This window comes from Agrobacterium vitis (genome assembly GCF_014926405.1).
GTDB classification, from domain to species: Bacteria; Pseudomonadota; Alphaproteobacteria; order Rhizobiales; family Rhizobiaceae; genus Allorhizobium; species Allorhizobium vitis_H.
Genome location: NZ_JACXXJ020000004.1, coordinates 282,330 through 302,618, shown reverse-complemented (window position 1 = coordinate 302,618; position 20,289 = coordinate 282,330). Strand labels below are relative to the sequence as shown.

19 protein-coding genes are annotated in these 20,289 nt (G+C 56.5%); 10 read left to right on the top strand and 9 right to left on the bottom strand.

Features of this window, described 5'->3' with window-relative positions; genetic code table 11:
• Positions 1–93: 93 nt before the first annotated feature.
• Genes IEI95_RS09910 through IEI95_RS09885 form a run of 6 tightly spaced genes read left to right on the top strand, consistent with a single transcriptional unit; the run spans position 94 to position 5,786 of the window.
• A complete protein-coding gene (locus tag IEI95_RS09910; RefSeq protein ID WP_194416428.1) occupies positions 94–1,113 on the top strand; it encodes a LacI family DNA-binding transcriptional regulator in 1,020 nt (339 codons plus the stop codon).
• 37 nt (positions 1,114–1,150) lie between these two features.
• Positions 1,151–2,107 (top strand): substrate-binding domain-containing protein, encoded by a 957-nt coding sequence (locus IEI95_RS09905; protein ID WP_087730724.1) that lies wholly within the window; start codon positions 1,151–1,153, stop codon positions 2,105–2,107.
• On the top strand, positions 2,104–2,919 hold the full coding sequence (locus IEI95_RS09900) for an ATP-binding cassette domain-containing protein (protein WP_087730710.1): 816 nt from the start codon (positions 2,104–2,106) through the stop codon (positions 2,917–2,919). The genes IEI95_RS09905 and IEI95_RS09900 overlap by 4 nt, the downstream gene beginning before the upstream one ends.
• Positions 2,916–3,920, top strand: a complete 1,005-nt coding sequence (locus IEI95_RS09895; protein WP_156534798.1) for an ABC transporter permease — start codon at positions 2,916–2,918, stop codon at positions 3,918–3,920. Before IEI95_RS09900 ends, IEI95_RS09895 begins: the two co-directional genes overlap by 4 nt.
• Before the next feature lie 3 nt (positions 3,921–3,923).
• Positions 3,924–4,991, top strand: coding sequence for a phosphotriesterase family protein (locus tag IEI95_RS09890; protein WP_156534800.1), 1,068 nt, complete (start codon positions 3,924–3,926; stop codon positions 4,989–4,991).
• 30 nt (positions 4,992–5,021) lie between these two features.
• Positions 5,022–5,786: a glutamine amidotransferase gene (locus IEI95_RS09885; protein ID WP_156534802.1), complete on the top strand. Its 765-nt coding sequence runs from the start codon at positions 5,022–5,024 to the stop codon at positions 5,784–5,786.
• Positions 5,787–5,791: 5 nt separating this feature from the next.
• On the opposite strand, the gene IEI95_RS09880 is transcribed toward IEI95_RS09885, so the two are convergent.
• Positions 5,792–6,688: a ribokinase gene (locus IEI95_RS09880; RefSeq protein WP_156534804.1), complete on the bottom strand. Its 897-nt coding sequence runs from the start codon at positions 6,686–6,688 to the stop codon at positions 5,792–5,794.
• A 46-nt stretch (positions 6,689–6,734) separates the two neighbouring features.
• Here IEI95_RS09880 and IEI95_RS09875 point away from each other — a divergent pair, with 46 nt between their 5' ends.
• On the top strand, positions 6,735–7,577 hold the full coding sequence (locus IEI95_RS09875) for a BtpA/SgcQ family protein (protein WP_156534806.1): 843 nt from the start codon (positions 6,735–6,737) through the stop codon (positions 7,575–7,577).
• 5 nt (positions 7,578–7,582) lie between these two features.
• A complete protein-coding gene (locus IEI95_RS09870) occupies positions 7,583–8,878 on the top strand; it encodes a Zn-dependent hydrolase (protein ID WP_156534808.1) in 1,296 nt (431 codons plus the stop codon).
• Positions 8,879–8,915: 37 nt separating this feature from the next.
• On the opposite strand, the gene IEI95_RS09865 is transcribed toward IEI95_RS09870, so the two are convergent.
• The 3 genes from IEI95_RS09865 to IEI95_RS09855 form a co-directional block, all read right to left on the bottom strand.
• Positions 8,916–11,999 (bottom strand): efflux RND transporter permease subunit, encoded by a 3,084-nt coding sequence (locus IEI95_RS09865; protein ID WP_156534810.1) that lies wholly within the window; start codon positions 11,997–11,999, stop codon positions 8,916–8,918.
• Complete coding sequence (locus IEI95_RS09860; RefSeq protein WP_156534918.1) at positions 11,996–13,036, bottom strand: efflux RND transporter periplasmic adaptor subunit; 1,041 nt, start codon at positions 13,034–13,036, stop codon at positions 11,996–11,998. Before IEI95_RS09860 ends, IEI95_RS09865 begins: the two co-directional genes overlap by 4 nt.
• 62 nt (positions 13,037–13,098) lie before the next feature.
• A complete protein-coding gene (locus tag IEI95_RS09855; RefSeq protein WP_156534812.1) occupies positions 13,099–14,571 on the bottom strand; it encodes an efflux transporter outer membrane subunit in 1,473 nt (490 codons plus the stop codon).
• 155 nt (positions 14,572–14,726) lie between these two features.
• Here IEI95_RS09855 and IEI95_RS09850 point away from each other — a divergent pair, with 155 nt between their 5' ends.
• Both IEI95_RS09850 and IEI95_RS09845 read left to right on the top strand, forming a co-directional pair.
• The gene (locus tag IEI95_RS09850) at positions 14,727–15,413 is read left to right on the top strand and encodes a response regulator transcription factor (protein ID WP_156534814.1); all 687 of its coding nucleotides are present in this window, start codon (positions 14,727–14,729) and stop codon (positions 15,411–15,413) included.
• Positions 15,413–16,684: a HAMP domain-containing sensor histidine kinase gene (locus tag IEI95_RS09845; protein WP_194416370.1), complete on the top strand. Its 1,272-nt coding sequence runs from the start codon at positions 15,413–15,415 to the stop codon at positions 16,682–16,684. The genes IEI95_RS09850 and IEI95_RS09845 overlap by 1 nt, the downstream gene beginning before the upstream one ends.
• A 98-nt stretch (positions 16,685–16,782) precedes the next feature.
• Here the strand turns inward: IEI95_RS09845 and IEI95_RS09840 are convergent, their stop codons facing one another.
• The 5 genes from IEI95_RS09840 to IEI95_RS09820 form a co-directional block, all read right to left on the bottom strand.
• A complete protein-coding gene (locus IEI95_RS09840) occupies positions 16,783–17,457 on the bottom strand; it encodes an IS6 family transposase (RefSeq protein ID WP_156534818.1) in 675 nt (224 codons plus the stop codon).
• Complete coding sequence (locus IEI95_RS09835) at positions 17,454–17,591, bottom strand: hypothetical protein (RefSeq protein WP_156534820.1); 138 nt, start codon at positions 17,589–17,591, stop codon at positions 17,454–17,456. Before IEI95_RS09835 ends, IEI95_RS09840 begins: the two co-directional genes overlap by 4 nt.
• A gap of 153 nt (positions 17,592–17,744) precedes the next feature.
• Positions 17,745–18,635: a LysR family transcriptional regulator gene (locus tag IEI95_RS09830; RefSeq protein WP_156534822.1), complete on the bottom strand. Its 891-nt coding sequence runs from the start codon at positions 18,633–18,635 to the stop codon at positions 17,745–17,747.
• A gap of 172 nt (positions 18,636–18,807) precedes the next feature.
• Entirely contained in the window at positions 18,808–19,158 is a 351-nt protein-coding gene (locus IEI95_RS09825) for a hypothetical protein (protein ID WP_156534824.1), read from the bottom strand.
• A 541-nt stretch (positions 19,159–19,699) separates the two neighbouring features.
• Positions 19,700–20,128, bottom strand: a complete 429-nt coding sequence (locus IEI95_RS09820) for a hypothetical protein (protein ID WP_156534828.1) — start codon at positions 20,126–20,128, stop codon at positions 19,700–19,702.
• Between the last annotated feature and the right edge of the window lie 161 nt (positions 20,129–20,289).

Below are 20,289 nucleotides of genomic sequence, written 5' to 3'. Positions count from 1 at the left end.
CGACTAAAAAATAGTCTTATGGTTGCTTGACAAAAAGCGCAGGGTTATGTGAACTTTGTAAAGCGCTTTACTAAACCGCTTTACAGGGTGGATATGGTCAAGGAACGGGTCACTGGGCTAAAGGATGTTGCCGCCGCCGCTGGCGTGTCGGTGACCACCGTGTCGCGCATGCTGAATGGCTCGCTCGATCTTCCCGGCGAGACGCGCAAGCGGATTGAAGACGCCATTGTCGCGCTCAAATATCAGCCAAATCCGCATGCAAGACGTCTCAGCCGTGGCCGCTCGGAAACTATCGGTCTTGTGGTGCCGGATATTGCCAATCCGTTCTTTGCAACTCTGGTGGCCGCCGTTGAAGAGGAAGCAGATCTGCGCGGTTTGGCGCTGTCGCTCTATGCCACGCTAAACCGCCCGGGCCGCGAAATGGCATATCTCAGTCTGCTGGAGCGCAACCATGTGGATGGCCTGATCTTTATCACCAATCACCCTGACCAGGGTGAGCTGGCGGCGATCATCAATCGCACCGGAAAAGTGGTTGTGGTCGATGAAGACGTGCCGGATGCGACGGTGCCAAAGCTGTTTTGTGACAACCATCAAGGCGGAGAACTGGCCGGGCAACATCTGGCCGGTTTTGGCCATAGCCATGTTCTCTACATCGGCGGGCCGGATGTGATGATCAGCACCGAGCGCCGCTTTATCGGGTTTGAAACCGCCATGCGCGCCAGGCACGGGGAGAATGCCGTCATCGAGCGCTATTGCGGTGATTATACCGCCGAGTTTGGCAGACAGGCAGCGCGGCGTTTTCTGGAGGGAGGCCGCGAGGCGACCGCAATTTTCGCCAGTTCCGACGAAATCGCCATCGGCGTCATTGAAGTGCTGCGAGCGGAAGGGATCTCCATTCCTGAGCAGATTTCGGTCATCGGCTTCGATGATGTTGGACCTTTGCATCTTTTTGCCCCGCCGTTGACGGCCATCCGTCAGCCGGTGCGGGGAATGGGAAGCCGCGCTCTTTCGCTGCTTCTCGATACGGATTGGCAACAGCCTGCGAAAGCATCGGAGGAATTGCTGCCAGTGGAAATCGTCGTGCGGAACTCCGTTGCACCGCCTGCGAAATAACAAAAGCAATGGGCAAACCTAACCAGAGGATGGAATGATGACCCGGACTTTCACACGTAGAACCATCAATGCAGCCTTGGCTGTCACGGCCCTCACCGGCCTTTGCCTGACAGCAGGAATTGCCAATGCCGCGCAAAAAACCTTTGCGCTGGTGCAGATCAATCAACAGGCACTGTTTTTCAACCAGATCAATCAGGGTGCTCAGAAGGCCGCTGATGCCGCTGGCGCAAAACTGGTAATCTTCAATGCCAACAATGACCCTGCGGCCCAAAACAGTGCCATCGAGACCTATATTCAGCAGAAGGTGGACGGCATTGCCGTCGTCGCTATTGATGTCAACGGCATCATGCCTGCGGTCAAACAGGCCGCCGATGCAGGCATTCCGGTGGTCGCCATCGACAGCATTCTGCCTGCTGGGCCCCAGAAGGCACAGATCGGCGTCGATAACGCCAAGGCGGGTGCCGATATTGGCAAATTCTTCGTCGATTACGTCAAGAAGGACATGGGTGGCAAAGCCAAGCTGGGCGTAGTTGGCGCGCTGAACTCCTTCATCCAGAATATCCGCCAGAAGGGCTTTGAAGACACGATCAAGGGCGTCTCCGGCATCACGTCGGCAGGTGTGGTTGATGGCCAGAACGTTCAGGACAATGCGCTGGCAGCGGCTGAAAACCTGATCACCGGCAACCCTGACATGACCGCAATCTATGCCACGGGCGAGCCAGCGCTGCTGGGTGCCGTAGCCGCCGTGCAAAGCCAGAGCAAGCAGGACAGCATCAAAGTGTTCGGCTGGGACCTGACCGCTCAGGCCATTGCCGGTATTGACGCCGGTTATGTTGCCGCGGTGATCCAGCAGGATCCTGCTGCCATGGGTGAAGCGGCGGTGAAAGCGCTGAAGACCATCTCGGACGGCGGCAAGGTTGAAAAGACCATTGCCGTGCCGGTCACCATCGTCACCAAGGCCAATGTTGAGCCTTACCGGGCCGTGTTCAAATGATTTCCGGTGGACAGCTCCCAACCGCTGTCCCTGGAGCCGGGGGAGTTGATCTCCCCCGGCAACCCGGAGAAGGCGGTGCGCGTGAACCCCGGATTTCGCTTCGTGGTATCCGCAAAACCTTTGGTTCGCATCAGGCGCTGCGTGGTGTTGATCTCGATCTGTTTCCCGGCGAATGCTTAGGCCTGGTCGGTGACAATGCGGCGGGGAAATCAACGCTCACCAAAGTGATCTCCGGCACCTACATCCCCGATGATGGCACCATCACGCTGGATGGCGAGGCGGTGCGGTTTTCCGGTCCAGCCGAGGCGCGCTCACGCAATATCGAAATGGTGTTTCAGGATTTGAGCCTGTGTGACCATATTGATGTGGTTGGCAATCTGTTTCTGGGCCGGGAATTGACCAGGGGTCCGTTTCTGGATCGCGCCCGGATGCTGGTGGAAGCCCGCAAAATGCTGGATGCGCTGGAAATCCGCATTCCGCGCCTCACCGCCAAGGTCGAGAAACTCTCGGGCGGCCAGCGGCAGGCGATTGCCATTGCCCGTGCGGCGTCGTTCAATCCCAAAGTGCTGATCATGGATGAGCCAACCTCGGCGCTGGCCGTGGCGGAAGTGGAAGCGGTGCTGGCGTTGATCAACCGCGTCAAGGCCAGAGGTGTTTCCGTGGTGCTGATCACTCATCGGCTGCAAGACCTGTTTCGTGTCTGCGACCGTATTGCCGTGATGTATGAAGGTACGAAAGTGGCAGAACGCCAGATTGGCAGCACCAACCTTGAAGATCTGGTGAAATTGATCGTCGGGGGGGAAAGACATTGACCGCCTATACTGAAAGGGCCAAAGGCTCGCCCTTCGCTGACTTTATCACCGAAAATGCTCAGGTTCTGTCGATTGCGATTTTCTTCTTTGCCTGCATGGTGTTCTTCTCCGTCACAACCGATACGTTTTTGACGCTGGGCAATATTCTTAACGTGGTGCGACAAGCTGCCCCCATTCTGATTGTTGCCGTTGCCATGACACTGGTGATTGTTACCGGCGGTATTGATCTTTCCGTTGGCTCGCTGGTGGCACTGATCAATGCAACGGTGGCCATTGTGCTGGCAACCGGCCTGTCATGGCCCTTGGCCGTGCTGCTCATGCTGGTGCTGGGCGGCGTGATTGGCCTGATCCAGGGTTGGTTCATTGCCTATCAGGGCATTCCGGCCTTTATCGTCACGCTGGCAGGGCTTTCGATCTTGCGCGGCGTGGCGCTCTACATCACCCAAGGTTATTCCATTCCCATCAACGACGTGCCGGGTTTTTTCACGCTGGGTCGTGGCGAATTCGTGAGCCTTCCCGTTCCGGCCTTGATTGCCATTGCCGTGACCGTCTTTGGGTTTGTGTTGGTCTCCTCCACCAAATATGGCCGTCAAGTGGTGGCCGTCGGCTCCAATCTGGAAGCGGCGCGCCGGGTGGGCATGCCAGCCAAGTGGATAGTCGCCTCTGTCTATCTGGTGTCCGGGGTGGCTTGCGCCCTTGCTGGCCTGTTGATTGCGGCCCGTCTTGGCTCCGGCTCCTCCAATGCCGCCGTCGGGTTTGAATTGCAGGTGATCGCTGCCGTGGTTCTGGGTGGCACGTCGCTGACAGGCGGGCGCGGCACGATGCTGGGAACGCTGCTGGGCACCATGACCATTGCGGTGATCGGCAACGGCCTCATTCTCATGCATATCTCGCCGTTTTTCACGCAGATTGTCACGGGTGCGATCATTCTGGTGGCGATCTGGCTGAACACCCGGATCTTTTCCGCAGGCTTCCGCTTCGGCGCGGCGAAGAAGGGGTGAGATATGACCAGTGAACTCTCTGAGGCTCATATCCGCTCCGGCAAAGTGATGACGGTGGCTGGCCCCATCTGCGTGGACCAGATGGGCGTAACCTTGATGCACGAGCATATCCTCAACGATTGCCGTTGTTGGTGGCATCAGCCCAAAACGCCTGAGCGGCAATATCTGGCGGAAGGCTTTGTCTGCATGGAAATCCTCGGCGAATTGCGCCAGGATCCCTTCGTCAACAAGCACAATATCACCCTGGATGATGAACCTTTGGCGATCACCGAGCTGATGGATTTTGCCAAAGCGGGTGGCAAGACTGTGGTGGAGCCAACCTGTCAGGGCATTGGCCGCAATCCTCTGGCCATGCGCCGCATTGCCAAAGCCTCTGGGCTGAACATTGTCATGGGCGCAGGCTATTATCTGGCCTCATCCCACCCCGCCAAGGTGGCGGAGATGACGGTGGAGGCCATAGCCGATGAAATCGTGCACGAAGCGCTGGTCGGCGTCGATAGTACCGATGTCAAAATCGGCCTGATTGGTGAAATTGGCGTATCGTCTGATTTCACCGCTGAGGAAGAAAAGTCACTGCGGGCCGCGGCCCAGGCGCAGTTACGCACCGGCCTGCCGCTGATGGTGCATCTGCCGGGCTGGTATCGGCTGGGTCACAAAGTGCTGGATATTGCCGCAGAAGAAGGGGCAGACCTGCGCCACACGGTGCTGTGCCACATGAACCCATCTCATGATGATCTGACCTATCAAGGCGAACTGGCCAGCCGGGGTGCTTTCATTGAATATGACATGATCGGCATGGATTTTTTCTACGCCGATCAGCAGGTGCAATGCCCCAGCGATGAGGATGCCGCCCGCGCCATCGTCAAGCTGGTGGAGATGGGCCATCTCGACCGCATCCTGCTCTCCCACGATGTGTTTTTGAAGATGATGCTCAGCCGCTATGGCGGCAATGGCTATGCCTATATTTTGCGGCATTTCTTGCCGCGTCTCCAGCGTCACGGCCTCGGTGCTGACGCTGTCACCACCCTCATGCGGGGCAATCCCCGTTCGGTCTTTCAGGCTGCCGCCTGAGACCTGTTGCATAGATAAGGAACACATATCATGACAAAGAAAATTCTCCTCGTGGGTGAAAGCTGGGTCAGCTCCGCCACCCATTACAAAGGTTTTGACCAGTTCGGCAGCGTCACCTTTCATCTGGGCGCGGAGCCGCTGGTGAAGGCGCTGGAGGGCAGCGAATTTGAGCTGACCTATATGCCTGCCCATGAAGCCGTGGAAAAATTTCCCTTCGAGATGGCCGGTCTCGATGCCTATGATGCCATTATCCTCTCCGACATCGGGGCGAATTCCCTACTGCTGCCGCCTGCCGTGTGGCTGCATTCCAAAACCGTTCCTAACCGCCTGAAGCTGATCAAGGCCTGGGTGGAAAAGGGCGGCAACCTGCTGATGGTCGGCGGTTATTTCTCGTTCCAGGGCATTGATGGCAAGGCCCGCTGGCGTCGCACGCCGGTGGAAGATGTTCTGCCCGTCACCTGCCTGCCCTATGATGACCGGGTGGAAATCCCCGAAGGCTCAACCGCCGATGTGATCAAGCCGGATCACCCCACTGTTGCTGGCTTGACCGGCGAATGGCCGCTGCTGCTCGGTGTCAACGAGGTTGAGGTGCGCGAGGGTGCGGAGGTCATCGTGCGTCTGCCGAAGGATCAGGGCAGCCATCCGCTACTGGTCACAGGCACGTTTGGCAAGGGTCGCACTGTGGCCTGGACCTCGGATATCGGCCCTCATTGGCTGTCGCCTGCATTTTGTGAATGGGAAGGCTATGGCAAGCTGTGGAAGAACATTCTGGGCTGGATGACGCAAGCGCGGTGATGTTCTCAAGTGGCGAAGATAGCTGCCAACTCGGTCTGTGATGGAAACGCAGACCGGGTTCCCCGGCGACTGACGGTGATGCTGGCGGCCTGTGCTGCGTGGTGCAGCGCCAGGCCATCGGGCATGACATGGCGCAAACTGCTGGATGCCAGCGCAACCGCCATGAACGTGTCGCCAGCCCCGGTGGTGTCAACAGCAACGGATGGAATGGCTGGGATTGTGGTGGTGCCGGTGCGATCCGCCAAGATTGCACCCTTGCCGCCAAGGGTGATGATGACGGTACCGACACCGGCATCACGCAAGCATTGGGTGGCGGCTTCGCCGCTTTCACCTGTCAGCTTATCGGCTTCGCCCTGGTTCAGAAAGGCAATGTCGATCAGCGACCAATGGGCGGCAAAGCCGGGCCGCAGCGGTGATGGGTTAAAGGCGGTGATCATGCCACGGCGTTTGGCCTCGTGTAGGAGGGCAGCCGTGGTGTCATCGGTGAGATTGCCTTGGAGAATGGCCAGATCGCCGGGTTTTGCCGCCTGTAAGGCACTGGTAACATGCCCAGGCCGGACGCTGGTGGCGCAGTCTATTGTGGTGACAATGGCATTTTCGCCATCCGGCGTGGTGAAGATCATCGAGATATCGCTGGCTTTATCGACAAGCTCGATCAAGCGGGTATCGATCGGCTCCAGAGACAGGCTCTGCCGGATCATCGAGGCGCGAAGGTCGTTGCCGACAGCGGCAATCAGCGTGGTGTCCAAACCGGCGCGGCCCAGAACAATCGCCTGGTTGGCGCCTTTGCCACCCAGATCCGTGCTTTGCTGCTGGCCAAAAATCGACGCGCCGGCCTCTGGCATGGTCGGTACGGACATGATTTCATCGATTGCGACATTACCGATTACCCAGGCACGCATCACAGACTTTCAACACGCATGGCAGGCTTTCAAAAGGAAATGAGAAATGCTGGATATATCCGACAACACATCAAGCACTATGCGAGAAATTTTCGGGCGCGACAAGGCGCTGATCGGCATGATCCATTGCCCGGCCTTTCCCGGTGCGCCGCGCTATCGCGGCGCGAGCATGACAGAGATTTACGATGCCTGCATGCTTGATGCCGAGGCCCTGATCGAAGGCGGCATGCATGGGCTGATCATTGAAAACCACGGCGACATTCCCTTTTCCAAGCCGGATGACATCGGACCGGAAACATCTGCCTTCATGAGTGTGGTGACCGACCGCATTTGCCGTGCGGTTGGCGTGCCACTGGGCATCAATGTCCTGGCCAATGCACCCATTCCGGCCTTTGCCATTGCCATGGCGGGCGGGGCAAAATTCGTGCGGGTCAACCAATGGGCCAATGCCTATGTCGCCAATGAAGGCTTCATGGAGGGACGGGCGGCGGAGGCCATGCGCTACCGTTCCATGCTGCGGGCCGAACATATCAAGGTGTTTGCCGACAGCCACGTCAAGCACGGCGCCCACGCCATCACTGCCGACCGCACCATTCAGGAATTGACCCGTGACCTTGCGTTTTTCGATGCCGATGCGGTGATTGCCACCGGCCAGCGCACCGGCAATTCCGCGACCATGGAGGAGATTGAAGAGATCGGAGCGGCGACGCATCTACCCCTTTTGGTTGGTTCGGGTGTTTCCAAGGACAATATCGTCGAGATCCTGAAACGCACCAACGGGGTTATCGTCGCTTCATCACTCAAACATGGCGATGTCTGGTGGAATCCGGTCGATATCGAACGGGTCAAAGCTTTCGTGGCGTCGGCCCAGCCTGGCTTGAAGGCGTAAATACCATGGCGAAGGCGGGTGAAGGACTGTTAGAGGTCAATGGCGAGCGGCTTTTGGCCCGATTGGACCAATTTGCCGCGATTGGCGCAACGCCCAAAGGCGGTGTTAATCGGCAGGCCCTGACGGCGCTTGATCGTCAGGCGCGGCAATTGCTGGCCTATCTCGGCCGGGCGCGTGGATTTTCCGTCTATCAAGATCCGATCGCCAACCTGTTCCTGCGCCGCGAGGGCCAGAATCCGGATTTGCCGCCGCTGCTGATCGGCAGCCATCTCGACAGCCAGCCCTCTGGCGGGCGGTTTGATGGTGCGCTGGGTACACTCTGCGCCTTCGAAGTTTTGGAAACATTGGAAGACCACGGCATAGAGACAGAACGCACAGTGGAAGTCGTTGCCTTCACCAATGAAGAAGGCTGCCGTTTTTCACCAGGATGCATGGGGTCCATGGCATTTTCGCAGGGTGCCATTCCCGCCGCATGGCATACAGCGCGGGCAACGGATGGCGCGCTGTTTTCCGATGACTTGGCAGCAACGCTTGCTGATTTGCAAGGCGCTGCCATGAGGCCGCTGGGCTTCCCGGTGTTTGCTTATCTTGAAGTGCATATCGAGCAAGGCCCATCCTTGGAAAAAGAGGGTCTGCCCATCGGCATCGTCACGGGCATTCAGGGCACCCGCTGGCTTCAGGTGACCATCTCGGGCCAGACTGCCCATGCAGGCACCACAGCACTGTCCTACCGCAAAGACCCCATGCGCGCCGCCGTCTCCGGCTTGAACATGCTCTATAATGACATCATGCCGCAAGATGCCCATTCACGCCTGACAGTCGGCCGGTTCTCGCTGGAGCCGGGGGCCATCAATGCCATTCCGGCAGCGGTGACGTTTTCGCTGGATATTCGCCACCCCAATGTTGAGCAACTGGATCTGATTGAAGCGAAGATACGCAAGGTCTTGCAGGATCATGCCGTGGAGAATGGATGTGGTCTCGAAATGGAACTGCTCTTCGATATGGCTCCAGCGCGTTTCACGGATCATCTGGTTACCATACTAGAGGGTGCTGTTGTTAAGGCTGGTTTTGCCCATAAATCCATGGTGTCCGGTGCTTTTCACGATGCACTCTTCATCAATCGTGTCGCACCCTCTGCGATGATTTTCACCCCATGCCGAGATGGATTGAGCCATAACGAAGAAGAGTATGTAAAGCCTGCGGATTCTGCCGCAGGGGCGCAAGTACTGCTGACCGCGAGCTTGCAACTCCTATCAAACTTGGCAACACAAGCATCTGTCGTTGTCGCTCACCTACGTTAGAGTACCAGGACACAGCCAATCAACTTAATCGAAACCATCAGCCGTTCACGGATTCCCCATCAGCAATATCCTTTTGGCTCTTCACAAAGGGCCGTTTGACAAGGCCAAGCAGGTCATCAACAAAGGTGAAAATAACGGGGATCACCAGCAGGCTCAGAACGGTAGACGTGAGCAAGCCGCCAATCACAACGATGGACATGGGTTGACGAAAACTCGTATCTCCACCGCTGAGGCTCAACGCAACGGGGGCCATGCCAGCACCCATGGCAATTGTTGTCATCACGATGGGTCGGGCGCGTTTGTGGCAGGCATCGATCAGCGCCTCGTAGCGGTTCATGCCATTGCGTCGCGCCATGATGGCATATTCCACCAGCAGGATCGAGTTTTTGCTGACAATGCCCATCAACATCAACAGGCCGATGACCGCAGGCATGGAGAAACTCGTGCCCGTGGCAATCAACGGAAAGAGTGCGCCGCCAAGGGAGAGGGGAAGTGCCATCAGGATCGTCGCCGGCTGCATGAAATCGTGGAACAGCAAGACCAGCACGGCATAAATGCAGAAGATACCGATGCCCATCGCCAAGGCAAAGCTGGTGAACAATTCCGACATCCGCTCAAGCTCACCTTGCTGAACGACATGCACGCCCGGCGGTAGGTGGCTCAATCCCGGCAGCGTCATCGCCTCCTTGTTGATATCTCCCAAGGCACGGCCATTCAACTGAATGGTGAAGGTAATGTTGCGAGACCGATCAATCCGATCAATCTCCGAGGGGCTGCCCCCGATCCGAATTCCGGCAATCGCGCCGAGGGACACTTTTCCGTTTGTCCCGGAGAGTTGCAGTTGCGAGATGGCATCAAGGTTGCGAATATATTTCGGATCGAGCCGAACACGGATATCGATCTGCCGCTGTGGAAGGTTGAACTTGGACCGTGATGTGGAATAGTCGCCATCGGTTGCCACGCGCACAACGTCGGCAATCGTATCCGAGGTGATGCCCAAAGCCGCCGCACGGGCAAAATTCGGGGTGATTTGGATTTCCGGGGCCTGTCTGGCCGCGCTGGATGTAATGCCGCCAATGCCTTTCAAGCCATGCAACTGTTCTCCCACAACAGCAGCGGTCTGATCGAGAAGGATCGGATCATCGCTTGCCAGCGTCAACTGAAGCTCGGTGCCATTGCCGCCGTTGCCGACTTCGACACGCACACCAGCAAGCTGCTGCAGGGCATTGCGCATCTGCTGCTCGATTTCCGATTGCTTCAGCTTTCGATCATCGATTGGGGTAAGATCAACCACCAATGTGGCGGTTGTCACGTCGCTGGTTGTGCTGCTATCCGCGCCGCCACCACTTGTGGAGGAGCCGACGACGGTGAACACGCGCTTTATATTCTCAAGTCCGGAAATCAGTTTCACGGCTTTAAGCGACATGGCTTCCGTGTCGGAAAGCTCTGATCCCGGCGGCATTGTCAATGTCACCTGCGTCTGCGCGTTGTCAGAGGCCGGAAAGAACCCGGTCTTCAGCAGAGACACGGCCGAAAGTGACACGACAAGAAAGACGATAATGCCAAGACTGGTCAGAAAGCGGTGGCGCAGACATGCGCGCACAATGGAGAGATAGGTCTTCATGATGACCCCATCCACTTCCACTTTTGGCGTCGCCTTCATCATATAGGCAGCCATCATCGGCGTCAGAAAACGGGCAACCATCAGCGATGCCAGCACCGCGACGGCGGCGGTCACGCCAAACTGCTTGAAGATCAACCCGGGAATACCGGCCATAAACGCGGTTGGCAGAAAAACAGCAACCAGCGTGAATGTGGTTGCAATCACCGCAAGGCCGATCTCGTCGGCGGCCTCCATGGCGGCATCAAAGGGTTTTTTGCCCATGCGCAGATGTCGCTCGATGTTTTCAACCTCAACGATGGCATCGTCAACGAGAATCCCGACCACCAGCGAAATCGAAAGCAGCGAAATCGTATTGAGGCTGAAATTCGCGAGATAGATCACAAGGAATGTGGGAATGATGGACAGCGGCAAAGCCACAGCAGAAAGAAGGGTTGCGCGAAAATCGCGCAAGAAGAGAAACACCACGACGATCGCCAGCGCCGCTCCCTCATACAGCATGTGCATCGACGCTTCATAATTGTCGATTGTTGGCTGAACCGTTGTGTAGGCCTGCACAATTTCGACTTCGGGATGCTCGGCTGCAAATTCTGCCATCACCCGCGTCAGGTCGGTGGCCACACCCGTATCGGAATAGCCGTTGCTGCGCTTGACCTCAACGGCGATCACCGGCGTTTGCCCCATATAAGCAAGCGACGAACGTTCGGAAAAGCCGTCAGTGACCTTGGCGATCTGGTCGAGACGCACACTTTTCCCATTGGAGAACGGAATTGAAAGCGCGGCAATGTCTTTGACGGAATTGACGGCCCCCAATGTCCGCACCGTCTGATGCAGCCCGTTCAAATCTCCACGCCCGCCGGAGGCATTTTCCTGCACCAATTTCAGTTGGGATGACACATCCGCCGCCGTCACACCAAATGCTGTCAGCAAGTCCGGGTTGATATCGACATGAATTTCCCGGTCCACGCCGCCAAAACGATCAACCTCTCCGACGCCTTGGGCTTTCAGCAAGGCTTTGGTCATATCATTGTCAACGAACCACGACAGTTCCGTTTCATTCAGCTTTGATGATCGCACGGCATAGGTCTGCAACACCGACGATTGCACCGTGACGCGCGATACGCTGGGTGTCTGCATCGCCGATGGCAGATCGGTGACGCTATCCACCGCATTGCGAACCTCGTTCAGCGCTTGCTCCCCATCTTTTTCCAGACTGAAGGATACGCTGATCGATACCGAGCCGTCGGTAATGGTCGTGGTGATGTGATCCAGCTTGTTGAGGGTTGCCAGCTTGTCTTCGATCTTGCGGGCAACTTCGGTTTCAAGTTGCGATGGCGCGGTGCCATCCAGTGTCGCGCTGATCTTGATTGTCGGCAGGTCCATGTCTGGAAACTGCTGAACCTTGAGTTTCTCGAAGGCAATCAAGCCACAAACGGTCATGAGTGCAAACAGAAGAATGGCTGGAACCGGATTGCGGATGGAAAAAGCTGAAATATTCATTTGGTGGCAGCCTTCACAAGCACGAGATCATTGTCGGACAGGAAGGAGCCGCCTGCTTCCACAATCTGTGCGTGAGCCTCAATCCCTGAAAGGATTTCAACCCGACCGCCATTGCGTCGGCCAACGTCCACGCGCAAGCGCGTAACCCGGTTATCAGCGTTGACCCTGAAGACGTAATTGATGCCGTCACTGTAAACCAAAGCGGTTTCGGGCAGGGTGAGCGCGGGCGTGACGGCAAGCTCAATGGTGCCGGATTCGTAGAGACCAACCCGGATATCGGGATCATTCGGAAGCGTCACATAGATCGTGCCGCGTCCCGTGTCATTGCTCACAATCGGGCTGACAAGGCGGACGGTTCCTTCAAAACTCTTGCCTGATTGATCATGGCCCGATTGATCATGGATGGTGGCCTTGGCTCCGGGATGGATGCGGGGCAGCTGATAGGACGGAACTTCAGCCTGCCACTCAACGCGCCCTTGGCGCACGAGGCGAAACAGCTCTGTTCCGGCTGAAACCACATTGCCAAGATCGGCGGAACGCGATGAAACGATGCCGCTGTCGGGTGCTGTTATCGTTGTCTGCGAAAGCGTGATCTTGCTTGATTCAAGCGAGGCTTCATCAGACGCGAGATCGGCTGCGTCTGTCTGTTCGGTGATGTAATAGCCAAGGGTGTCCTGATCCGACAGCGCGCCAGAACCAGTAACCTTTTTTGCCCGCACGCTATCGGCTCTTGCTTTGGCAAGCGTGGCCTTGGCAGAGGCTACAGCGGCTTCCTGCTTGTGCACATCGGCGATGGCGCTTGCATCCGACAGCCGCGCCAGCACATCGCCCTTCTGCACCACAGAGCCGATATCAACCAGAATATCCGTGATCTTTAAAGAGCCCGTTTCTGCGGCAACGATTGCTTCCTGCCACGCCGCCAACCAGCCGCTGACCGCAATCGTGTCTGCCCATTGCAATGTTTGTGGTGTGGTAACGGACACTGTCAGCGCCGCAGACTGCGTGGTTTGCGTTTGATCGGTCTTGGAAAAGCCCATGGATGGCACGCCAAGACACGCCACCGACACAACAACCAACCTCGCACGGCGGAAAACTGAACTCACTGTTTTACTCCTTTGGCATCTACGTCACTTGCCATCACGCCGCCCGTTGCATTCGGGGTCCAGCCGCCGCCCATCGCCTTGTAAAGAGCGATCCAATCACGCACGGCATCGCGTTGATTTTCGACAAGCGTTAACTCGGCGGCCTGCAACTCGCGGCGCGCATCTTCGCGGTCGAGAACACTTGCCCCGCCCGCTTTCCAATTGGTGTCTATGGCTTTGAAATACGCCCGATAGTTCTTTGCCGCGACCACAGCATCACCAATCTGACGCTCTGTGCTATCGACATTCACCATCGCCGTTTCCACGGCATTGATGGCGGTCAGAACACCGGACTTGTAACTGGCAATGGCCGCCTTATAGGCCGCTTCCTTGTATTTGACGGTGGCGCGAAGCGATCCGCCGTCAAAAATCGGAATAGAAACCGCCGGCCCAAACGACCACGGCAAGCTTGTGCCGCTGGATGTCGAATGGCTCGCCGTCAGCGTGCCGCTCAGAGAAAAGCTTGGGTAAAGATCGGCTTTGGCGGTTGCGACATCCGCAAGCGAGGCGGCCGCTTCTTTTTCCAGCGCGTTCACATCCGGTCTTTGCCGGATAACATTGGCCGGTATTGCATCAACGGACAGTTTCGCAGGGCGCGGTATTTTCGACGAGCTTTTATTGAGAATATCGCGCACTTTGCCTTCATCAACAGCAACGAGTTCGGTAATCGATTTGATCAGAACCTCGCAATCCGCCACCTGTGACTTCAGGGACGAAGACGTGCTCGCGGCACTTGCTTTGATCAGGGCCAGATCGGAACTCGATTTCAATCCGGATGCGGTGGAAACCTCTGTTGCCTTGACCGTCTGTTGTTGCGAAACCAGCTCGGCTGCATAAATGCCCTGCAACTGCCGACATCCCTTGTATTGCACGTAATCATCGGCAACCTCAGCGGCAAGCGTTACGCGCGCGTCATACCAGTCTGCCGTTTCTTCAGCCACGCGCTGGCGGGCGGCCTCGACGGTGTTGCGCGTCTTGCCGAAAAAATCCAGCTCCCACGAGGCATCCAGCTCTCCGGTGCCCGTGGTGGAGGGGGAAACACGGCTGGCTCTTGATCCCCGCGTTCCAGAACGGTCATAGGATCCAGAGCCGGTCAGGGATGGGAAATAGTCCGCCTTTGATGAGGCCAAGGTGGCGCGGGCTTCTTCAATCTCGGCAACTGCGGATTCAAGGGTGGGGCTGTTGGCTTCGGCGGTGCGCAAAAGCTCTGAGAGGGCAGGATCATTAAAGGTGTTCCACCAATCAACCAGCTGTGCGGTGCTGCCCGAATGCGGCAACGTCGCATGCCAGCGGTCTGCCAATTTGGAAATGTCCACATTTGACTGGGTCACCGCCACGCAGGCCGACAAGGGTACGACAATCAGACTGAGCCACCATTTGCCATGCAGCTTATTGTTCGTTTGAAGTGCATTGTCATGTGCTGGCGTCATCAGATCCGGCCCTGGTTTCGCAATCGTCCGAACCGATCTTTAAAGATGTGAATGTTAAGTGCCGTCAGGGATGTGTAAAATTGGGTAAAATAACACTTGCTAGCCGTGCGGCCGGTTTATCCTGTCCTTTATAAGTTCAATGGCAGACCAGATCGATGACCAATGTCCTCTTGATTGACGATGACACGGAGCTGACCACGATTCTGAGTGAGTACCTGACGGGGGAGGGTTTCACGGTATTTGCAGTGGTCAATGGCAAGCAGGGACTGGCCGAGATCGCTGCCCGCAGGATCGATATGGTCGTCCTTGATATCATGATGCCGCAAATGAACGGAATTGATGTTCTGCAACGGATACGCCGTGTCAGCGAGGTCCCCGTCCTCATGCTCACCGCCCGTGGCGATGACGTAGACCGCATTTCCGGCCTCAACCTGGGTGCCGATGATTATGTGGCGAAACCCTGTTCATCCGGTGAGCTTGTGGCCCGGCTACGCGCTATCCTCAGGCGCGTTGGACCAGACAAGGATGTCGAGACTGAGCAATTACGATCCGGCGATCTGGTTCTGAACCCGGCCAACAGAACTGCGGAATGGCGAGGCCTGCCGTTTGAACTGACAGGAACGGAATTTATCCTGCTTGAAGTCTTGGTGCGCAATGCGGGACAGCTGATTTCAAGGCAGTTTATCTCAAAGCAGGCATTTGGCCGTCCGCTCGTCGCCTTTGACCGGCGTATCGACGTCCACATCAGCAGCGTGCGGCAGAAACTGGGCCGACGCGAGGACGGGCAGTCCTGGATCCAATCCGTTCGCGGACAAGGCTATCAACTCATCCAGGATGTTTGATGACAAGGCTTTTCCGAAAATTCTTCATTTTCGTCTGGCTGGCGATGACCGTGTCCATCGTCGGCATCATTTCACTGGATAGGGTCTTCCATCTGTTTCCGCTGAAAAGCGAGAGGCAGCAAGAACGCATCTCGTTTGTCTTGCAGACCATAGGGGAAGTGCTTGAGCAAAAAGGCTTGGTCGAGGCCGGTAAGTTTGCACAGGCGTGGGTCACTTTCGCAAATCCGGTGATTGTTAGTATTTCGCCCGTGCCGAATCTTCAATGCGCAACGGGTAACGACGAGACCCTGACCATTTACCGCCATCACGACGGCGCTTGTTTCCGTCTTTCCAGTCAACTCAGACATTATAATTTCATTGAGGACGCGCTTCCAGATGCTTTGCCCTGGATCGCCACAGTTATTGCCAGTACGTTATCGGCCCTTTGGATCACACGCTATCTGGTCGGTCCGGTCGCCAAGCTCAGGAATGGGCTCAGTGCTTTGGCGAAAGGCGATTTTCACACCAGAATCGGCGGCAATTTCGGCAAAGGCCAGGATGAAATCACGGCGCTGGCAATGGATTTCGATGTGACAGCGGCACGCTTGCAGGAGTTGCAGGAAGCGCAACAACGGCTCTTTCATGATGTCTCCCATGAACTCCGCTCGCCACTCTCGAGATTACAGGCCGTTTTGGGCATGCTGGACAAGAATCCGGGCCGCATCGATATGATCGCCTCGCGTATGGGGCGGGAAGTCATGCGGCTCGACGCCCTTGTCGACGAGATCCTGACGCTGGCACGCATAAGCTCGCCGGAACATGCACCGCCAGAACGCCAGACCATTGATCTCATTGATCTGATAACCCGGATTGTCGATGACGCCTGCTTTGAAGGGCAGGATCGGGGGGTCGATGTGACCTATAGCGGCTGCGACAGTTTTATCGCAACATTGAACGGAGAACTCATCTACCGGGCCATAGAGAATGTGGTTCGAAACGCAGTCAAATTTACAACGGACGATTCGACCGTTGCCGTGACGGCGCAGGCGTTTCGGGATGTCCTGTCGATCAGCGTCACAGACAATGGCCCCGGCGTTCCCGCTTGCGATCTGGAGAGGATCTTTCTCCCGTTTTCCCGATCCGAAATAGGTGAAACCGCGAAGGGTCACGAGCTTGGCCTTGCCATTACGCGCAAAGCCCTCGAACTGCATCATGGCAGTGCAGTTGCCAGCCTTACACAAGAAGGTCATCTTTTGATGACGCTGAAAGTGCCAGCTTCTACAGGCTTATGAAACAGCACCGAAGACTGGGTCTGAATCATATGTGGAACGGCCCGGGGCTTGTCGCAAAGATTTTCGTGGGCCTCGATTATCCCCTAAACGGTGTGCATTTATACTTTGTTAACCTTTTGCAGTCCGAAGAGGCGCGCAAGCAGATCGTTCTGGTCGTTGACGATCCAGCCGCCGAAAAAGCCGAAGCCTTTCCTCAACCACAGCATCGCCTCGAAACCCGCGATGGTTCGCCGCGCAGTGTTGAATGACTGGACCCCGCCGATCTTCGGCATGTTCTTCTTCAGCCGGGAGTGATCGCTTTCGATGCCTTGTTGGAGATGCTTGGTGGCATAGTGCACAGGATCTGGATGCAACAGCCCGCTATCGACCGATGTTTTGATCGCCGACGGAAACGTATTGGCGGCATCAAGATCGCGCTTTGCCGTCAGCAGGAAGTCGACGGGATTTCCGTGCTTGTCGATTGCGTGATACACGTATCGCCACTTGCCGCGGATCTTGACGTAGGTCTCATCGACGCGAACCGAGCCGCAATGTGGCCGACGAAACTGACGTAATCGCTTCTCGATCATCGGTGCGTAGGCCAGAACCCAGCGGTTGATCATGCTATGGTCAATCTCGAAACCGCGTTCCCGGAACATTTCCTCCAAATCGCGATAGCTGAGCGGATAACGCAAATACCAGGCAACCGCCTGCACGATCAGCCACGCCTCAAAATGTCGTCCCTTGAAATCGTCTTTCGATTGGCGTTTCAGCTTCTCGGTAATGGCATTCAGACCATCGGTACGCTCCGCAACAATTGGAGCGGAATTTCTCTTCCGATGGTCAACATACCGTTAACCGAAAAAATTTGCGACAAGCCCGGCCCAATGACCACCCATTTTTCGTCGCTCAATTCATGACGGCGCATGGCAATCTCCTTTCAAGGAGATTGAATCACATACCGTAAACAAGATGAACCCCGTTTATGGCGACACTGCCTAGTAGAGCGTGGATCGTGGCGAAGTTACAAACTGGGTCAGACGCTGCCGATAATCAACGGCTATATCCTGAAAACTTACACCTAGTACACTTTCAAGGCACGTGACATGAAGTCGATGAAGAGACGTGTGCGCCGTGGCAGGAAATTGCTCTGCGGGTACATGGCATATATCGTCAGCGGTTCCATGGTCCAGTCGGAGAGCAGTTCCACCAAGCGTCCTTCCGCAAGCTCTCGGGACACATAGGGGCGCGGGATACGAGCAATGCCCATACCTGCCACGGTCAGCGATTTGATCGCCTCGCTACAATTCGATTTATGCTGAGCACGGACGCTAACATAGCAACTTTCCCCCTGAGCGGAAAAGCGCCATTTCTGGTCGCCGATATTGGCACCGTGTACCACGAGCTGATGATCCTCTAGATCCTTCGGGCTTTTGAGGCTTTGCGACTTCTGCACATAACTGGGCGCTGCGCATATGGCATAGGTCACCGAGCCGATGCAGCGCGACATCAGCGTCGAATCCTCCAGGCGTTGACTGGCCCGCACAGCCACGTCGAAATTTCCCTCAACAAGTTGCTGCTTCTCTTCGCTGAGGCAAAGATCCAGCGAACATTCGGGGTTTTCCTCATTGAACTGCGGAAGGACCGGAAGGATCAGATGCAGTCCCAATGTCACAGGCATGGTCACGCGTAAGGTCCCACGAAGCTCTGCCCCGCTCTGGCTGGCAACTTCATCGGCTTGTTCGTGACGCCATAAAAGTTCGCTCACAATCTGGTAATATCGCGATCCTGTCTCGCTGGGCATGACACCGCGCGTGGTGCGATTGACCAAGGTCACCCCAACATGGGCCTCAAGCTCGCGAATATTCTTGCTGATCGCGGGACGCGAGAGTCCAATATTATTTCCAGCTTTAGTAAAGCTTCGAGCTTCGATAACTGCGCAAAATACTTTCAACGCGGTGAATCGATCCATTAACGCATTCCTTGAAAATCTTTATTTTTAAATACAACCGAAAATTTGTTGTGTAATATCATATTTCTGATTCGATGAAAGTCTGCTCCGGCAGATGTAAACAGTGATTTGCTGACAGACGCTTGTAAACTAACCGATTTCACAGATGTTGGTGAGAGGCCAAAACACCGCGCTACAGAGCCCCGAGCCGTATTCCAAGATCTTTGGAGGTGCGGGAAATATGCCAAAGGCGCTGGATCCCACCGCCGGCCACTGCGATAAGGTGATGGTCGTCGGCAGGACACCAGCTTCCCGACACAGCGAATTCTGGCGACCTGGCCTGGAAGCCGTCCTCACTGGCGCACATCTGCAATAGCCGTGGATCCAAGGCAAAGGCCGTTCTTTGGGCCTTTAGCGTGGCTTCGATGGCGGTCCAGTATTGCAGCGCCGACAGTCCGGCGGGAAGCGGCGCAAGATTCGGAAGAACGTCGCCCCACCCAGCCCGGGCGGGCATCTGTTCGATATCGAGCCCCACAGGAGCCATCCGGTCCAGGGCTAGCCTGACCCAAGCGCTGCAGTGGCTGAGACTGAAATGCACATCGCTGTCGCGCAAGAACGGAACGTTTCAGCAGATGCGCGGCTTCGAACCGCCTCTGATCAAGCGCGGAGCGGAAATGGCCCAGACGATGAAGCTCTTCTGAGGAAAGCCCGTCGCGTGGAAAGCGACAGTCTGCGACGACATCATGCGGGGCCGCTATGATCACCGTTCGCGGTGAACGCGCTGAAGGGGGGACATATCATCGGAATCGAAGCTTGAAGACGCTGCAGCTTCTGCATTGGTCCTACCATCCGACCGTAAGGCGCTGCCCCGCTTTCGCACGAAGCTCTAAGGTCCAGCATTGCGACAGCGAAATCGGCACAAGAGATGAGTGAAACCCCGTCCTCCCGGGTCATCAGCGTATCGCGGCCAAGCGCATAGCGTCCGGTGCGCCGCTCCTCGGTCAGAAGCGCCGCCGGACGCAAGCAAATCCAGTCCATACCGTCGCTCTCGCTCAAAAGATGGTCATGCCGGTCGCAGGCTTCGGCTATCGGGCGAAAAACCTAGCCTCGGGCAGAAATCCGGGCACTGATAAAACCGTATGACCGCGACCATCTGCCAAATAAAGCGGCGTTGCGCCGCCGGTTAGATAGAGGCGTTTTTTGGCTTTTCCCACCGCCTTTATGCATAATTCCTTAAATCGGAATCGATTTAAGGTGAAAATTATGCAGCAGATATAAAGCGCTACAGCGCCGTGCGCCATATATGGTGCACGGCGCTGTAGAAGCACGTGCGTCATGGTCACCAACAAGCCCTCCTGCCCGATGCTGGGATTAAGCGCGGACAGCGTGACATCATCACGGGCGAAAAGTGCCTCCAGCCGTCCGGGGTGCGACAGAATATCAAGAGCCTCGAAGCGCAGGTCGGACGATGCCGTCAGCGACGGCGAAGGGGTACGCGCGCAAGCCGTCTCCATATGATCACGGTGACGCGTTCACCTAATGGAGTCCGACCATACCGGTCGCGCCTAGAATGAGCAGGTTCATAATCTCATACTCTTCGGCAACGTCTTGGACATGAAAACACGCTCTGAGCCGTGTGGGCCAGACTGCGTGGGGCGACCGAGACCGCCCCTGC

Coding starts and splice junctions, on each gene's coding strand:
- IEI95_RS09875 (WP_156534806.1), top strand. CDS start 6,735: ATGCTGGATATATCCGACAACACATCAAGCACTATGCGAGAAATTTTC.
- IEI95_RS09870 (WP_156534808.1), top strand. CDS start 7,583: ATGGCGAAGGCGGGTGAAGGACTGTTAGAGGTCAATGGCGAGCGGCTT.
- IEI95_RS09820 (WP_156534828.1), bottom strand. CDS start 20,128: ATGGAGACGGCTTGCGCGCGTACCCCTTCGCCGTCGCTGACGGCATCG.
- IEI95_RS09855 (WP_156534812.1), bottom strand. CDS start 14,571: ATGACGCCAGCACATGACAATGCACTTCAAACGAACAATAAGCTGCAT.
- IEI95_RS09890 (WP_156534800.1), top strand. CDS start 3,924: ATGACCAGTGAACTCTCTGAGGCTCATATCCGCTCCGGCAAAGTGATG.
- IEI95_RS09825 (WP_156534824.1), bottom strand. CDS start 19,158: ATGGCTCCTGTGGGGCTCGATATCGAACAGATGCCCGCCCGGGCTGGG.
- IEI95_RS09880 (WP_156534804.1), bottom strand. CDS start 6,688: ATGCGTGCCTGGGTAATCGGTAATGTCGCAATCGATGAAATCATGTCC.
- IEI95_RS09885 (WP_156534802.1), top strand. CDS start 5,022: ATGACAAAGAAAATTCTCCTCGTGGGTGAAAGCTGGGTCAGCTCCGCC.
- IEI95_RS09905 (WP_087730724.1), top strand. CDS start 1,151: ATGACCCGGACTTTCACACGTAGAACCATCAATGCAGCCTTGGCTGTC.
- IEI95_RS09865 (WP_156534810.1), bottom strand. CDS start 11,999: ATGAATATTTCAGCTTTTTCCATCCGCAATCCGGTTCCAGCCATTCTT.
- IEI95_RS09845 (WP_194416370.1), top strand. CDS start 15,413: ATGACAAGGCTTTTCCGAAAATTCTTCATTTTCGTCTGGCTGGCGATG.
- IEI95_RS09900 (WP_087730710.1), top strand. CDS start 2,104: ATGATTTCCGGTGGACAGCTCCCAACCGCTGTCCCTGGAGCCGGGGGA.
- IEI95_RS09860 (WP_156534918.1), bottom strand. CDS start 13,036: ATGGGCTTTTCCAAGACCGATCAAACGCAAACCACGCAGTCTGCGGCG.
- IEI95_RS09830 (WP_156534822.1), bottom strand. CDS start 18,635: ATGGATCGATTCACCGCGTTGAAAGTATTTTGCGCAGTTATCGAAGCT.
- IEI95_RS09910 (WP_194416428.1), top strand. CDS start 94: ATGGTCAAGGAACGGGTCACTGGGCTAAAGGATGTTGCCGCCGCCGCT.
- IEI95_RS09835 (WP_156534820.1), bottom strand. CDS start 17,591: ATGCGCCGTCATGAATTGAGCGACGAAAAATGGGTGGTCATTGGGCCG.
- IEI95_RS09850 (WP_156534814.1), top strand. CDS start 14,727: ATGACCAATGTCCTCTTGATTGACGATGACACGGAGCTGACCACGATT.